Genomic DNA, 15,497 nt, shown 5'->3' on the forward strand with positions numbered 1-15,497 from the left:
AATAGCCCGCCCCTCGCCGGTCGGGCTCTCTACCCCTTCTTCAGCAAACGATCCGCTGCCAGCACCAGCAGCGCGATCAGCACAAAACCTGCCAGCACGCCGCCCGCATTGATCAGCGCCGGACCAAAGCCGAGGGTACCGACGTCGATGAACGGATACAGGTAGTCGCCGACCACATTGCCGCGCTGCAACACATAGCCGAAGTAGCCGATGGGGTACAGCGTCCACAGCAAGACATGGCGGATGCCCAGCCCGGCCCTTGGCACATACAGCGCCCAATAGATCACGAATGCCAGCGGCATGATGTCGTGCAGCAGTTCGTCGGCCACCCACTGCCAGCCTTGCGGTTGCCACAAGTGGCGCAACAGCAGGTTATAGGCCAGCCCCACCAGCGCGATGCTGGCGGCAATACCGCTGCACACCGCAGGATTACGAAAGAACCGCCAACCGGCGCCCTCGCGGCGGCTGAGCGCACAGGTCAAGGCGACTGCCACCAGCGTATTGGTCAGCACGGTAAAAAAACTGAAAAAGCGCACCAGCCCGCCCAGCAAACTGGCGTGATCGGCCCAACGGCCCAGAAAAATCAGGTATTGCTGCACCGCCAGGCCAAACCAGCCCAGACAGGCCGAGACCAGAACTAAGTGGCGCATCAGGACGGACGTTTGGTGCGCTGTAACTTCACGTACAGGCCTTCGACCTTTTCTCGTGCCCACGGGGTCTTGCGCAAGAACGTCAGGCTCGACTTGATGCTCGGGTCGCTCTTGAAGCAACGGATATCGATGCGTTCGGCCAGGCCCGACCATTCATAGTGCGCCACCAGCGCTTCGAGGATGCCTTGCAGCGTGACACCGTGCAGCGGGTCGTTGGAGGGTGTTGTCATGTCGCACCTTGGCGTTAAAACAGCGCACCTTAGCCCAGCCCGTGCATGGCGGGAAGGGCCACTGAGCGATGCCCGTCGCTGCAGCGGTTTTTACCGCCCGCCATCCGTCCTGTTTATTGCATTTCGCTGAAACGTTTTGTTACCAGCAACGTCTGCAGTCTATTAACGTTCACGGAGATTCGCACTATGAGCACTGAAGGTGCTATTGGGCGCAACCGCCTGCTGCCGAGACTGCTCGGGGTGGTTGTGTTGCTGATGGGGCTGTTCTTGCTGGCCTATGGGGTCCGGCTGCTGCAACTGGGCGGCTCGACGTATTACATCCTGACCGGTCTGGGGCTGGTACTGACGGCGATTCTGCTGTTCAAGGGCCATCGCGCAGCGTTGGGGCTTTACGCCGTCATCCTGTTCGCCAGCACCGTGTGGGCACTCTGGGAAGTGGGCCTGGACTGGTGGCAACTGGTGCCGCGCCTGGCACTGTGGTTTGCCCTGGGCCTGGTCATGCTGCTGCCCTGGGTACGGCGGCCGCTGCAAATCGCCCACCCCGGACGCCTGCACACCGGCAGCCTGAGCATCGCGGTGCTGCTGGCGGGGCTTGCCGCCATCGCCAGCCAGTTCACCCATCCGGGACGTATCGAAGGCCAGCTCGACCGCGAGACCGCCGGTACCACCAATACGGCGCCTGCCATGCCCGATGGCGACTGGCAGTCCTATGGCCGTACCGCCTACGGCGACCGTTATTCGCCACTGGCGCAGATCACGCCCGAGAACGTGCATAAGCTGGAAGCCGCCTGGACCTTTCGTACCGGCGACATTCCTGGGCCGGGCGATCCGGGCGAAACCACGGCGGAAAACACCCCGCTCAAAGTCAACGGCATGCTGTACGTGTGTACGCCGCACAGCCAGGTGATTGCGCTGGACCCGGACAGTGGCAAGGAGATCTGGCGCTACGATCCGAAGATCAGCACGCAGAGCGCCAAGGACTTCAAGGGCTGGGCGCACATGACCTGCCGTGGCGTGGCCTATCACGACGAAGCCGCTTATAGCTCAACGCCGGCCACACAAAACGTGGCCACCAACAGTTGCCCGCGGCGGATCTTTCTGCCCACCGCCGATACCCGCCTGATAGCACTGAATGCCGACACCGGCAAGGTCTGCGAGAGCTTCGGCAATCAGGGTTCGGTCGACCTGAGAACCAACATCGGCAGCTTCGCCCCCGGCGGTTACTATTCGACCTCGCCACCGGCGGTGACCAAGGACCTGGTGGTGATCGGCGGGCATGTCACCGACAACGTTTCGGTCGACGAGCCGTCCGGCGTCATCCGCGCCTTCGATGTGCGCACCGGCCGCCTGGTGTGGAACTGGGACAGCGGCAACCCGGAACAAACCGCACCGATTGCCGAGGGCCAGACCTACACGCGCAACTCGCCCAACATGTGGTCGATGTTCAGCGTCGATGAAAACCTCGGCCTGCTGTACCTGCCGATGGGCAACCAGATGCCCGACCAGTGGGGCGGTAACCGCACCGACGACTCGGAGAAATACAGCGCCGGCCTGGTTGCCCTGGACATTGCCAGCGGCAAGGTGCGCTGGCATTACCAGTTCACCCATCACGACTTGTGGGACATGGACGTCGGCGGCCAGCCGACGCTGATGGACATGAAAACCGCTGACGGCCTCAAGCCTGCGGTGCTGGCCTCGACCAAGCAAGGCAGCATCTATGTGCTGGACCGGCGCAATGGCGAGCCTATCGTGCCGATCAATGAAGTTCCGGTGCCGCAAGGCGCGGTCGAAGGTGACCGTACTTCACCCACTCAGCCCAAATCGGAGCTGAACTTCATGCCACCGCCGCTGCGCGAACGCGACATGTGGGGCGTCACGCCGTTCGACCAGTTGCTGTGCCGTATCGACTTCAAGTCGCTGCGCTACGAAGGACCGTTCACCCCGCCGTCTCTGCAAGGCACGCTGGTCTATCCGGGTAACTTCGGGGTATTCGACTGGGGCGGTATTTCGGTCGATCCGGTGCGCCAGATCGCCTTTGTCAACCCCAGCTACATGGCGTTCCGCTCCAAGCTGGTGCCGGCTGCAGAGGTTGAAGCAGGCCCTGGTCGCAAGAGCGAAACCGAAGGCGTGCAACCCAACAAGGGCGCGCCGTACGGGGTGATTCTCGAGGCCTTGCTGTCGCCCATGGGGCTGCCTTGCCAGGCGCCTGCCTGGGGTTACGTGGCGGCCGTGGACCTGACCACTCACAAGACCCTGTGGAAACACAAGAACGGCACCGTGCGTGACAGCTCGCCGGTACCGATCCCGTTGACCATGGGCGTGCCGAGTCTGGGTGGCACTATTACCACCGCCAGTGGCCTGGGGTTTCTGAGCGGTACGCTCGACCAGTACCTGCGTGCCTACGACCTGCGTAACGGCAAGCAACTCTGGGAGGCCCGCCTGCCGGCCGGCGCGCAGACCACACCGATGACCTACACTGGCAAGGACGGCCAGCAATACGTGCTGGTGGTCGCCGGCGGTCATGGTTCGCTGGGGACTAAACAAGGGGACTATGTGGTGGCCTACAAGCTGCCGAAATAACGCTCAGTCGGCCCTGCGTTCAATGCCCGGCCAGCCTCTACCACTCGGAAAGCGGGCCACAAAGCAGGTGCCGTGCACCTCATCGGAGGTAACCGAGAGGTTGCCTTCATGGCCTTGCATGATCTGCGCGGCGATATACAGGCCCAGCCCCAGGCCTTCGCCGCGCGCACCGGCTTCGCAGCGGGTGAACGGCTGAAACAGCAAGGGCATCAGTGACGCAGGAATTGGCTCGCCCTGATTGCTCACCGACAACAGCAGGTCGCCTTCGTCGATGCGTGCCACCAGCTCGACAGGCGATTGCCGGATACCGTGGGTCACGGCATTGCCCAGCAGATTGGCCAACAGTTGTCCCATACGGCCGGGATCGCAGTAAATGCCGCCACTCAAGTTCAGATCGACGTGGATATGGCTGTCGGGGTTCGACGCCAATACCTCGCCGACCACCGCCTGAAAATAGACCTCCAGGTCCTCGACCCAGACACGCCGCACCGCAATGCCGTCGCCCAGCCGGCCACGGGCAAAATCCAGCACGTCTTCGATCAGGGCGCCCATGCGTTGCGAACTCTTGCCGATTGCCGCCGCCAGCTTTTGCTCACGCTCGGTGGCCACTCGCGCCTGCAGCAGTTCGGCGCTCATGCGAATGGCACTCAAGGGCGTGCGCAGGTCGTGGCCGAGCACGGCGATGAACTGCTCGCGCAAACGCCCGGCCTCTTCGGCATCGGACAAGGCATGTTCTTTGGCTTCAAGGTTGCGTTGCAGGTCAAGGTTAGTGGCAATCAGTTGTGCAAACAGGGTCAGGGTTGACAGCAGGTCGGGATCTTCGACCTCGGCCGGTGCCGGGTCGATGGCACACAGGGTACCGAAGAAATACCCATTGGCCTGAACGATCGGAATCGAGATGTAGCTCTCCAGCTGATAGAGGCGCGGCGTATGGTGCCCGGCATACAGCGGATGCTGGCTGGCATGGCCGAACACCACCGGCTGGCGGTGCTGGCGTATTTCATGGCAGATCGTGGAATCGAGTACCAGTTGACCGCCGGGTTTGAGGCCGAAGTTGATCGAGTCATCGACGGCGCAGGCTACCCAGTGTTGTTCGGTGACCCGCGCCACGGCAGCGAAGCGCAAGCCGGTCATCTGCTTCATCATGCGCAGGATGATCGGTACCGAATCGATACGGCCGATGGCCCGGATATCGCTGGAGAAGTCCGTTGCAGTCATGACGCCCAGACCTGGGTTGTGGAGAAGGCACCGATCATACGCTTACTTGCCAATCACGTCCCCGCGCAGCGCCGCCAGGCGACCGATGAGACGATTTTGCGTCGGCACCGGGATCTTTTGCTCATCCATGGACTTGATCAGATTTTCCACCAGAGCATTGAAGTCACTGCGGGTCAGGTTCTGGCCCTTGTGCGACTCGGGCAGGCTATCGCCGCCGTAGGTGCATGGCCCGCCAGCCTCGACGCAGAAAAATTCCACCAGCCGGTCACGCAACAGCTCGATGTGAACCCGACGAAAACGCTCGACGATACGTTCATCCTGAGCCGAATTGATCAACATGCCCTCGACGATGCGCTGAATACCAGCACGCTGGCCAAGCTCCTGATACAGGCTGTCGTCTTTGGCAGGCGTTGGCGGCTGCGCGCAACCGACCAGCATGAGGAACATCAGGCATGTGATCAGACGCTTCATCAGAACCCCCCCTGCAAGGACACATAAGCGCCGTTCTGGTCTTCCATGGTGGCGATATCGCCCAGACGGGCGTAGGCCGCGACCATAGAGAAATGCTTGTTCGGGAACCAGCCGACAAACACATCGGCCCAGTCGCTTTCACCGGCGAACGAGAGGTTATCGGGTTTTTCCCGGTATTCGACGCCCAGCGCCCAGTGCGGATTGAACAGCACCGCCACAGAGCCCTCTTTCAGCAGGCTGCGGCTGTCGCGACGGTCGCCACCGAAGCCCAGCAGGCCGGTCTCGTTGGCCCGGCTATAACGCACCCCGCCGTTGAGCAGCAGGTTGTAGCCAAACGCAGCGCCCATGAACAATCGGCTGGCGGTCAGGTAGCCTTCGACGTCAGAGTCACGCTTGGCGCCAATCAGGCTGGGAATCAGAAAATCGTTCTGGTGCTTGTACTGCACACCCAGCGATACCTGCGGCAGGTTGTCGTAGATCAGGTCGCCGAACAACCGCACCTTCACGCCGAAAACATCCTGGGTCAGGTTGTCTTCGGGCAGGCTGAGGTCGCGCTGCAAGGTCCCGAGGTCGAAGCGCTGGTGCGCATAGGAAAACTCGATGCGGTTGCCGTATGACACCGTCACCCCGGCCACATCGAAGGTGTAGTCCGGCAGATCGACGTGAGTGGCAGCGGCTGTCGCGCCCCACTCGCCCTCCTCGCTATAGCCACTGATCACCGCCCACGGGGTGATGCCGCCGCCGGCGCTGCCTTCGATGCTGCCGGCACCGCCGGTGGCGACCAGACGGCCATTATCGGCCAGGGCCTGGGGCGCGACAGCACCCAGCAGGCAGCTCAACAGACAACTTGAAAAGCATGAGTAGCGGTCGCGCATATCAATGAACCATCAGGCCAGTGGAGGTATGGCTCTTGGTAATCCAGGCCTCGAATGCCGCCGCCGCGAGCGGACGACTGATGAGGTAACCCTGAGCCGTATCACAATGCCAGCGTTCGAGCAGTTGCAGGCTGTGCTCGTACTCGACGCCTTCAGCGACCACCTTGAGCCCCAGGTTGTGGCTCATCTCGATGGTCGAACGAACAATCACCGCGTCCTCGCTGGTTTCATCCAGATTGCGCACGAACGACTGGTCGATTTTCAGCTCCTGCACCGGCAAACGCTTGAGGTGCGCCAGTGAGGAATACCCGGTGCCGAAATCATCCACCGACAGGCTGATGCCACATTCGCGCAGGCGATTGAGCACAACCAGGGCGCGCTCCGGTTCGCTCATGATGGCGCTTTCGGTGATTTCGAAAATCAATTGCTCGGCCGGTACCTGATGCAGGCGCAGCACATGGGTCACGTGCCCGACCAGATCGCCAGCCAGCAAGTCATCGGCCGAGACGTTGACTGACAGTTGCACCAGCAGACCGCGTCGGCGCCATTCGGCCAACTGGCGCACGGCTTCGCCGATCACCCAGGTGGTCAGCAACTGGATACTGCCGGTGCGCTCGGCCAGCACAATGAATTCGGCCGGCGAAACATTGCCGAACTGCGGATGATTCCAGCGCAGCAAGGCTTCGGCCTGGCGCACATGGCCCTGGCGGATGTCCAGTTTGGGCTGGTAGTGCAGGTGCAGTTCGCCATTACCCGGCGCCTTGCGCAAATCGCGGATCAGGCTGATCTGGCGCTGGTGGGCCAGATCGCGGCCATCTTCATAAATATGCAGGCGGCCCGGCAGGCTGGCCGCATCCTTGCGCGCAATCAACGCACGATTGAGCAGCTCTTGTGCGGCATCGCCGTGCTCGGGGTAGACCGCGATACCGATGCAGCATTCAAGCGCGATATCGTGCCCATCAACGTGCTGTGGCTCGTTGAGCAAACGCTGCAATTGGTCGCCGCGCCCTACGGCACTGTCACTGCTGGTGTGGTCCAGCAACAACAGAAATTCGTTGGCGGTCAACCGTGCGACGGTATCACCGGCGTTCAGGCCCGACTGCAGACGCTGGCCGAGCTCACGCAGCATCGTGTCTACCGCCTCGACACCGACGCTGTCATGAATCGACTTGAAGTTGTCGATGCCCAGGTACATCAGGGCCACCATTCGCCCGGAAGCGATCGAACTGCCCAGGCGTTCCATGACCAGCGCCCGGTTGGGCAGACCGGTCACGGCATCGTGCAACGCGTTATGCGCCAGTTGGTCTTCACGTACCGCAATACCGTGCTGCATGGTGTTGATTGCGCCGGCCAGCATGCCCAGTTCGTCCTCGCGCGCCATGCTGACCGGGGTGCGGTAGTCGCCATCGCCGATGCGCTTGGCGGCCAGCGCCAGGGCGCGCACCGGCAGGGACACACTGCGCGCCAGGGCCAGGGTGCCGATCAGGGAGGCCAGCAGCGCCGCCAGGGATATCCAGAAAATCTTTTCGTCCAGCGGCACAAAAGCCTGCAAGGCCTTGTCCAGCGGGCTTTGCAGCAAGGCCAGCACTTGCCCTTCGCCGGCATTGGCCAGGGTCAGGGTCTGGCTGAGAAACTTGAGATTCTCGTGCTCGGTGAGGTTCATCTGACCGCCCGACGACGACTGCATCAACGCCACCAGACTTTCATGCATGGCTTCGGGCTGGGTGCTGATCAGTTTGCCAGGTTGGCCGTTTTCGATGGTCAGGAACGACACTTCCAGTCCGCTGAGCGAGAGCATCTCTTTGGCAATGTCGCTGTCGATGGTAAACCCCATGACAACCCGGCCTAGTGGCAGCGGCGCCAGGACGGTACTTTCGACCAACAGATGCGGGATACCGCCACCCGGCACGATCAACATCGACTGGTTGTTACGCTTGGCAGTGCGCAGCGCCTGGTCATAAATGAATTTCGAGCCTTCGGGCACTTCAGGCTCGGTACTGGCAATCACCTGGCCATCCATGCCCAGCAGGAACATGTCGCTGGCATTGATACGCCCGCCATGGTTGAGCAGCACCGAACGAATGGTCGAGGCATCGGAACTGGCCACGGCATCGCGAAAGCCGAAGTCGGCTGCCAGCAATTGCACCGCATCGCGCAACCGCCGGCCACGCAGGTCGATCAGGCGCTCGAACACCCGGCTGCCGACCTCGAGCTGCGCCTGAGCCTGACTGCGCACGGCATCGCTGGTGGCAAACTTGACGGCGATAAACACCGCGCCGATCACCACCAGCAGCAATGCGATCAGTACACCGGCAATCCGGCTCTGAAAGCTCAGGCGCAGGTTCATCAATGCGCAGCCTTGTGGAAAGCATCACCAAAAGCACTCGGGGCCGGGCGTGCAGGCTGGTCTTCAGGCTTGACCTCGACGGCCAGGTCGAAACGCTTGCTCAGGCCGGCGGCCGGCACCTCGATATCGCCACCGGACACCGGCTGCATGTCTTCGTTTTGCGGATGCCAGAGGGTCGCGCTATAGCGGCCCGGCGGCAATTGATCGAGCTTGAGCTGGCCGCTGGCGTCGGTCACCGCAAACCATGGATCGTCGGTGACATAGATGTAGCCCAGCATCCAGTCGTGAATATTGCAGCCCAGCACCACAAGGCCGGGCTTGTCGAACAGCACTGGTTCCGAAGGGGTCTTTTCGTAAAGTCGCAGCTCAAAACGTTTGGCCGGCGAGAACGAGTATACCTGGTGGCGAATGTCATCGCTATTGGGAAAAGACACCTGGGTACCGGTGTGCACGGCCAGTACCCGTGGCACGAACTCCTGATTGCGCTGGTCCATGCTGGCCTTGAGCGCAGCGGCCGGTGCCGCGCCACTGCCCTTGAGGGTCAGGACCGCATTGGCCAGCGGCTGGCCCTGGCGATCGAACATTTGCGCGGTCAGGGTTGCCGCATGGGCACCGGCCATAGAGAGCAGACAGACGCCAGCCAGCAGCACGCGAGAAAAAACGTTGGTCATACTGAACTCTTCCACAACGGCCAATGCCGGAAAGTTAAGCCAACCCTGGCAGCGATGCGTCTGGCATGCAGGTTACCGCTCACACAAGGCATTGGGAACGCACTGATTACGGCATTTTGCCATCATTTATCCGTAACCGACGAGTGGCGCTACTTTGCGCCCCCACAAGGTTTGTTGCACACCCATAACACACTATCGACCGCTGCCATTGAAACCTGAGCGCGTCTGCCCCATCTAAACAGGCATGTTCAATCTCCCAGGTGCACCATGAGCGACCAGCCGACCGCTACACACGACTCATCCGATGACGCCACTGAATATGAAGTGAACCTCGGCTCCGGCACCTCGCTGGCCCTGCCCGGACAAAATCTGCCGGACAAGGTCTACATCATTCCGATCCACAATCGCCCGTTTTTCCCCGCCCAGGTACTGCCTGTCATTGTCAACGAAGAGCCGTGGGCCGAGACCCTGGAGCTGGTCAGCAAGTCGGACCATCACTCGCTGGCGCTGTTTTTCATGGACACCCCGCAGGAAGATCCGCGCCACTTCAATACCAAGGCCCTGCCGGAGTATGGCACGCTGGTGAAAGTCCACCACGCCAGCCGCGAAAATGGTCGCTTGCAGTTCGTGGCACAGGGTCTGTCGCGGGTACGCATCAAGACCTGGCTCAAGCACCATCGCCCGCCGTACATGGTCGAGGTCGAATATCCACAGAATTCCAATCAGGCCACCGATGAGGTCAAGGCCTACGGCATGGCGCTGATCAATGCGATCAAGGAACTGCTGCCGCTCAACCCGCTGTACACCGAAGAACTGAAAAACTACCTCAATCGCTTCAGCCCCAACGACCCATCGCCGCTCACCGACTTTGCCGCCGCGCTGACCTCGGCCAGCGGTGTCGACCTGCAAGAAGTGCTCGACTGCGTGCCGATTCTGCGGCGCATGGAAAAAGTCTTGCCGATGCTGCGCAAGGAAGTCGAAGTCGCACGCCTGCAAAAAGAAATCTCGGCCGAAGTGAACCGCAAGATCGGCGAACACCAGCGTCAGTTCTTCCTCAAGGAACAGCTCAAGGTCATCCAGCAGGAGCTGGGCCTGAGCAAGGACGACCGCAGCGCCGACATCGAGCAGTTCGAACAGCGCCTGGAAGGCAAGACCCTGCCGGCCCAGGCGCGCAAGAAGATCGATGAAGAGCTGAACAAGCTCAAGGTCCTGGAAACCGGCTCGCCCGAGTACGCCGTAACCCGCAATTATCTGGACTGGGCCAGCGCTATCCCGTGGGGGGTGAACGGCGTCGACAAACTCGACCTCAAGCATGCGCGCAAGGTGCTGGACCAGCATCACGCCGGCCTGGACGATATCAAGGCACGCATTCTCGAATTTCTCGCCATCGGCGCCTACAAAGGCGAGATTACCGGCTCCATCGTGCTGCTGGTCGGCCCGCCGGGCGTGGGCAAGACCAGCATCGGCCGCTCGATTGCTGAATCGCTGGGCAGGCCGTTCTACCGCTTGAGCGTGGGCGGCATGCGCGATGAAGCCGAGATCAAGGGTCACCGTCGCACTTACATCGGCGCCCAACCGGGCAAGCTGGTGCAGGCAATCAAGGACGTCGAGGTGATGAACCCGGTGATCATGCTCGACGAGATCGACAAGATGGGCCAGAGCTACCAGGGCGACCCGGCTTCGGCGCTGCTGGAAACACTGGACCCGGAGCAGAACGTCGAATTCCTCGACCATTACCTCGACCTGCGCCTGGACCTGTCCAAGGTGCTGTTCATCTGCACCGCCAACACCCTGGACTCGATTCCCGGTCCGTTGATCGACCGTATGGAAGTGATCCGCCTGGCGGGTTACATCACCGAAGAAAAACTGGCCATCGCCAAGCGTCACCTGTGGCCCAAGCAGCTGGAAAAGGCCGGCGTGGCCAAGACCAGTCTGTCGATCAGCGACGCCGCCCTGCGCGCAGTGATCGAAGGCTACGCCCGCGAATCCGGCGTGCGGCAACTGGAGAAACAACTGGGCAAGCTGGTGCGCAAATCGGTGGTCAAGCTGCTGGACAACCCCGATAGCGCAATCAAGATCGGCCCCAAGGACCTGGAAGCCTTGCTGGGCATGCCGGTGTTTCGTAGCGAACAGGTGCTGTCCGGCACCGGGGTGATCACAGGCCTTGCCTGGACCAGCATGGGCGGCGCGACGCTGCCGATCGAGGCGACGCGCATCCACACCCACAACCGTGGCTTCAAGCTGACCGGCCAGTTGGGCGATGTGATGAAAGAGTCGGCAGAAATCGCCTACAGCTACGTCAGCTCCAACCTGTCGAAGTTTGGCGGCGATGCGAAGTTCTTCGATGAGGCCTTCGTGCACTTGCACGTGCCTGAAGGCGCTACGCCCAAGGATGGCCCGAGTGCCGGCATCACCATCGCCAGTGCGCTGTTGTCGCTGGCACGCAATCAGGCGCCGAAAAAAGGCGTGGCCATGACCGGCGAGCTGACCCTGACCGGGCATGTGCTGCCGATTGGCGGGGTGCGTGAAAAGGTGATTGCGGCGCGTCGGCAGAAGATCAACGAGCTGATTCTGCCGGAGCCGAATCGTGGCAACTTCGAGGAACTGCCGGAATACCTCAAGGAAGGTCTGACCGTGCACTTTGCCAAACGCTTCAGCGATGTGGCGAAGGTACTGTTCTAACCCCCTGCATGGCACCGGCCTGCCCTTTGGGTTGCCGGCCGGTGCTGTGATGGTATCCTGCGGTTTTGTCTTGCCGAAACGGACCTTGCCATGACCCCTGCCCGACTGCTTGCGCCCTTCAGCCTTGTTCTGCTTGCGGCGTGCGCGCAAACACCGGACCCGATTGTCTCGCTTGAAGAACAGGACGATTGCCCGCTGGCCCTTGTCAAAGGTCAAACGCTGCTGCTGTCCTTGCCCAGTAATCCCACCACCGGCTTTCGCTGGCAGGTGCGTGACCCCGCAGCAGGCGTTCTGCGCAGCCTGGGGCCCGAGGTGTATAACGCCGACCGGCGCGAGGACATGGTGGTCGGTAGCGGCGGTCAATCGATATGGCGCTACAAGGCTGAAAAGCCCGGCGCCGGCCGTTTGCTGCTGACCTACCAGCAGCCGTGGGAACCCGATGCCCAGCCACAGACCACGTTCGAGTGCGCAATCAGCGTGCAGTGAACCGGCGACTGGTCCGGCAACCTGCACAGGCTCATGCATCCGGCCCGCAACTTGGCTAGAATGCCGGGCTTTGCACGCCTTGCGCCGGAATCGCCGTGAACCAGCCAGCCGATCGCCTCTTCTCCCAGCCCCTGCCCCAGGTGCCTGACTTCGCCTTCAACGAAGACGTGGTGCGGGTTTTCCCGGACATGATCAAACGTTCTGTGCCCGGTTATCCGGCCATCGTCGAAAACCTCGGGGTAATCGCCGCGCATTTTGCCCGGCCCGATACCGTGCTCTATGACCTGGGCAGTTCGCTGGGTGCGGTGACCCAGGCGCTGCGCCGCCATGTGCGGCAGGATGGTTGCCGTGTCATTGCGGTCGATAACTCGTCGGCGATGGTCGAGCGCTGCCGGGAATATCTCAATGCGCAGAACTCGATGTTTCAGGAGCTGCTGCCGGTCGAGGTCATCGAAGGCGATATTCTTGAGCTGCCCTGGCAGCCGGCTTCGGTGGTGGCGCTGAACTTCACCTTGCAGTTCATCGTCCCCGAACAGCGCCTGGAACTGCTCAGCCGTATCCGCAAGACCCTGGTGCCGGGCGGCGCGCTGATTCTCTCGGAAAAACTGCGCTTCAACGATGCCGATGAACATGCCTTGCTCACCGAGCTGCACGTCGACTTCAAGCGCGCCAACGGCTACAGCGAACTGGAAATTGCCCAGAAGCGCAGTGCCATCGAAAACGTCATGAAACCCGACAGCCTCGAAGAACACCGCCAGCGCCTGCGCGAGGCCGGTTTCTCGCGCGTGGTGCTGTGGTTCCAATGCATTAACTTTGCCTCGTTGATAGCCCTGCCATGATCGATCTCGCTCCACTGGTTCGCCGCCTGGCGAACACTCCACTGGCCACTTGGGCCGACGGCCTGCAAGCGCAACTCGATGCCAAGATGGCCAAGGGTCACGGCGACCTCGACCGCTGGAGCAGTGCCCTGCAAGCCTTGCCGGCGCTGACACCCAGCCGCGTTGAACTGCTCGACGGTTTCACTCTGGACGTGGACTGCGACGAGCAGACCCGTGCTCAGGTACGCAGCGCGCTGATGGGCCTTTCACCGTGGCGTAAAGGGCCGTTCGATGTGTTCGGCGTACACGTCGACACCGAATGGCGTTCGGACTGGAAATGGTCGCGGGTTGCACCGCACCTGAACCTGAACGGCAAGCGCGTGCTCGATGTCGGCTGCGGCAACGGTTATTACCAGTGGCGCATGCTCGGTGCCGGCGCCGACAGCGTGATTGGCATCGACCCGAACTGGCTGTTCTTCTGCCAGTTCCAGGCCATGCAGCGCTATTTGCCCGACCTGCCGGCCTGGCACTTGCCGTTCGCCCTGGAAGATTTACCGGCGGGGCTTGAAGGCTTCGACACGGTGTTCTCGATGGGCGTGCTGTACCACCGCAAATCGCCCATCGACCATTTGCTGGCCTTGAAAGACTGCCTGCTCAAGGGCGGCGAACTGGTGCTGGAAACCCTGGTAGTGCCCGGTGATGTGCAGCAGGTGCTGGTGCCCGAAGACCGTTACGCGCAGATGCGCAACGTCTGGTTCTTGCCGTCGGTGGCGGCGCTGGAGCTGTGGATGCGCCGCGCCGGTTTCACCGAGGTGCGCTGTGTGGACGTGAGTACCACCAGTGTCCAGGAACAGCGCAGCACCGACTGGATGCGCTACCAGTCGCTGGGCGATTTCCTCGACCCCGACGACCACAGCCGTACCGTAGAAGGCTTGCCGGCACCGATGCGCGCCGTAGTCATCGGCCGCAAGCCCTGATCGGGCTTAACGGGCAGCGGCGACAATCAGCGCTTTCATTTCGGCCACGGCCGCCTTGAAGCCAACGAACAATGCATGGGCCACCAGTGCGTGGCCGATGTTCAGTTCGTTGATGCCTTTGATCGCGGCGACTGCTTCGACGTTGTGGTAATGCAGGCCGTGACCGGCATTGACGATCAAACCCTGGGCGACGCCAAACGCCACGCCATCGGCAATACGTTGCAGTTCAACCGCGACGTCGGCCGGCGTCTCGGCATCGGCGTAACGGCCGGTGTGCAGCTCGATAGCCGGAGCGCCGACGCGTTTGGAGGCTTCGATCTGCCGTGGGTCGGCATCGATGAACAGCGACACTTCACTGTCGACGCGTGACAGGCGCTCTACCGCCGCCTTGATGCGCTCTTCCTGCCCGGCCACGTCCAGGCCGCCTTCGGTGGTCAGTTCCTGACGGGTCTCTGGCACCAGACACACATGGGCCGGGCGCAGGCGCTCGGCGAACGCGAGCATTTCTTCGGTGACGCCCATTTCGAAGTTCATACGCGTCTGCAACACATCCTTGAGCAACAGGATGTCGCGGTCCTGAATGTGCCGGCGGTCTTCACGCAGGTGCACGGTGATGCCATCGGCCCCCGCCTCTTCGGCGTCCAGCGCAGCCTTGATCGGGTCCGGATAACGGGTACCGCGGGCCTGACGCAGGGTGGCGACGTGGTCGATGTTCACGCCAAGAAGGATACGAGCGCTTTGGGTCACGGGGTTCTCCTGCAAATCAGGGGTTAACTTAAGAAGACAGGCCGCAGAGCATAAAGCCTGTTCATGGCTTGCGAAACAGTTCGCGGCTCACCAATGGCTTTCCGCCCAAATGCACGGCCAGCGCCTGACGCATCAAGCGCTTGGCAGCGGCCAGTGCGCCGGGGGTGTCCCAATCGGCCTCAGACATGGCCAACAGTTCGACACCCTGGAAAAGACCGGGCTGCAACAGCCAGACCCGCTCAAGCCCGGCATCGACACGCAGACGATACCGACCCTCGACGTCCAGCGGCTGGCCGTCGACATCGGTGTCCAGCGCGAAGCCATAGCCCAGGTCGTCGAGCAGCCGCCATTCGAACGAACGCAACAACGGCTCCAGCGGGCGGCCTTCGGCCAGGGCCACCAGGGTGGCGGCATAGTGGTCGAAGACCGCCGGGTGCGGGTCTTCGGCCGGCAGCAGGCGAATCAACAGTTCATTGAGGTACATGCCGCTGAACAGCGCTTCGCCGACCAGCCAGCGGGCGATGCCGGCGCCTTCCATGCGCCCGACATTCTTGAGTTCGCCACGCCCGCGAAACTCGGCTTCCAGCGGTACGAACGGCCGCGCCAGGGTGCCGGCCTTGCCCCGCGCATTGCGCAGCACGGCCCGCAAACGCCCTTGCGGGGTCAGAAAGTCGACCAGCGCACTGTTTTCGCGATACGGCCGGCTGTGCAGCACATAGGCAAGCTGAGCGAGGGGCGTGCTCAT

Annotated in this window: 14 protein-coding genes; 5 read left to right on the top strand and 9 right to left on the bottom strand. The window is 62.0% G+C overall.

Annotation, left to right across the window (positions count from 1 at the left end; all coding sequences use genetic code 11):
- Nucleotides 1–29 precede the first annotated feature (29 nt).
- Together ACYP2A_RS29690 and ACYP2A_RS29695 are read right to left on the bottom strand one after the other, a co-directional pair.
- Nucleotides 30–650, bottom strand: a complete 621-nt coding sequence (locus ACYP2A_RS29690; RefSeq protein ID WP_459749488.1) for a Pr6Pr family membrane protein — start codon at nucleotides 648–650, stop codon at nucleotides 30–32.
- Nucleotides 650–880 carry a VF530 family protein gene (locus ACYP2A_RS29695; protein ID WP_459749489.1) on the bottom strand — a complete coding sequence of 77 codons (231 nt, stop codon included), beginning with the start codon at nucleotides 878–880 and terminating at the stop codon, nucleotides 650–652. The genes ACYP2A_RS29690 and ACYP2A_RS29695 overlap by 1 nt, the downstream gene beginning before the upstream one ends.
- A 186-nt stretch (nucleotides 881–1,066) precedes the next feature.
- On the opposite strand from ACYP2A_RS29695, the gene ACYP2A_RS29700 reads away from it, so the two are divergent.
- Entirely contained in the window at nucleotides 1,067–3,460 is a 2,394-nt protein-coding gene (locus ACYP2A_RS29700; RefSeq protein WP_459749490.1) for a glucose/quinate/shikimate family membrane-bound PQQ-dependent dehydrogenase, read from the top strand.
- Between the two features lie 3 nt (nucleotides 3,461–3,463).
- Here the strand turns inward: ACYP2A_RS29700 and ACYP2A_RS29705 are convergent, their stop codons facing one another.
- The 5 genes from ACYP2A_RS29705 to ACYP2A_RS29725 are packed head-to-tail and all read right to left on the bottom strand — an operon-like array spanning nucleotide 3,464 to nucleotide 9,042.
- A complete protein-coding gene (locus ACYP2A_RS29705; RefSeq protein WP_459749491.1) occupies nucleotides 3,464–4,678 on the bottom strand; it encodes a GAF domain-containing sensor histidine kinase in 1,215 nt (404 codons plus the stop codon).
- Nucleotides 4,679–4,720: 42 nt separating this feature from the next.
- On the bottom strand, nucleotides 4,721–5,149 hold the full coding sequence (locus ACYP2A_RS29710) for a group I truncated hemoglobin (protein WP_459749492.1): 429 nt from the start codon (nucleotides 5,147–5,149) through the stop codon (nucleotides 4,721–4,723).
- Nucleotides 5,149–6,024, bottom strand: coding sequence for a DUF3034 family protein (locus ACYP2A_RS29715; protein ID WP_459749493.1), 876 nt, complete (start codon nucleotides 6,022–6,024; stop codon nucleotides 5,149–5,151). Before ACYP2A_RS29715 ends, ACYP2A_RS29710 begins: the two co-directional genes overlap by 1 nt.
- 1 nt (nucleotide 6,025) lies before the next feature.
- Nucleotides 6,026–8,371 (bottom strand): bifunctional diguanylate cyclase/phosphodiesterase, encoded by a 2,346-nt coding sequence (locus ACYP2A_RS29720; protein ID WP_459749494.1) that lies wholly within the window; start codon nucleotides 8,369–8,371, stop codon nucleotides 6,026–6,028.
- On the bottom strand, nucleotides 8,371–9,042 hold the full coding sequence (locus ACYP2A_RS29725) for a methylamine utilization protein (protein WP_459749495.1): 672 nt from the start codon (nucleotides 9,040–9,042) through the stop codon (nucleotides 8,371–8,373). Before ACYP2A_RS29725 ends, ACYP2A_RS29720 begins: the two co-directional genes overlap by 1 nt.
- Nucleotides 9,043–9,309: 267 nt before the next feature.
- Between ACYP2A_RS29725 and lon the strand changes: the two genes are divergently transcribed.
- The 4 genes from lon (at nucleotide 9,310) to cmoB (ending at nucleotide 14,005) form a co-directional block, all read left to right on the top strand.
- Nucleotides 9,310–11,724 (top strand): endopeptidase La, encoded by a 2,415-nt coding sequence (gene lon / locus ACYP2A_RS29730; protein ID WP_459749496.1) that lies wholly within the window; start codon nucleotides 9,310–9,312, stop codon nucleotides 11,722–11,724.
- A 90-nt stretch (nucleotides 11,725–11,814) separates the two neighbouring features.
- Nucleotides 11,815–12,210 (top strand): protease inhibitor I42 family protein, encoded by a 396-nt coding sequence (locus ACYP2A_RS29735; protein WP_459749497.1) that lies wholly within the window; start codon nucleotides 11,815–11,817, stop codon nucleotides 12,208–12,210.
- 95 nt (nucleotides 12,211–12,305) lie between these two features.
- Nucleotides 12,306–13,049, top strand: coding sequence for a carboxy-S-adenosyl-L-methionine synthase CmoA (cmoA, locus tag ACYP2A_RS29740; protein WP_459749498.1), 744 nt, complete (start codon nucleotides 12,306–12,308; stop codon nucleotides 13,047–13,049).
- Complete coding sequence (gene cmoB / locus ACYP2A_RS29745) at nucleotides 13,046–14,005, top strand: tRNA 5-methoxyuridine(34)/uridine 5-oxyacetic acid(34) synthase CmoB (RefSeq protein WP_459749499.1); 960 nt, start codon at nucleotides 13,046–13,048, stop codon at nucleotides 14,003–14,005. The genes cmoA and cmoB overlap by 4 nt, the downstream gene beginning before the upstream one ends.
- A gap of 6 nt (nucleotides 14,006–14,011) precedes the next feature.
- Here cmoB and pdxJ read toward each other — a convergent pair whose 3' ends face one another.
- Both pdxJ and recO read right to left on the bottom strand, forming a co-directional pair.
- On the bottom strand, nucleotides 14,012–14,752 hold the full coding sequence (pdxJ, locus tag ACYP2A_RS29750; RefSeq protein WP_459749500.1) for a pyridoxine 5'-phosphate synthase: 741 nt from the start codon (nucleotides 14,750–14,752) through the stop codon (nucleotides 14,012–14,014).
- Nucleotides 14,753–14,813: 61 nt separating this feature from the next.
- Complete coding sequence (recO, locus tag ACYP2A_RS29755) at nucleotides 14,814–15,497, bottom strand: DNA repair protein RecO (RefSeq protein ID WP_459749501.1); 684 nt, start codon at nucleotides 15,495–15,497, stop codon at nucleotides 14,814–14,816.

The sequence above is a fragment of the Pseudomonas sp. 3A(2025) genome (genome assembly GCF_054589175.1).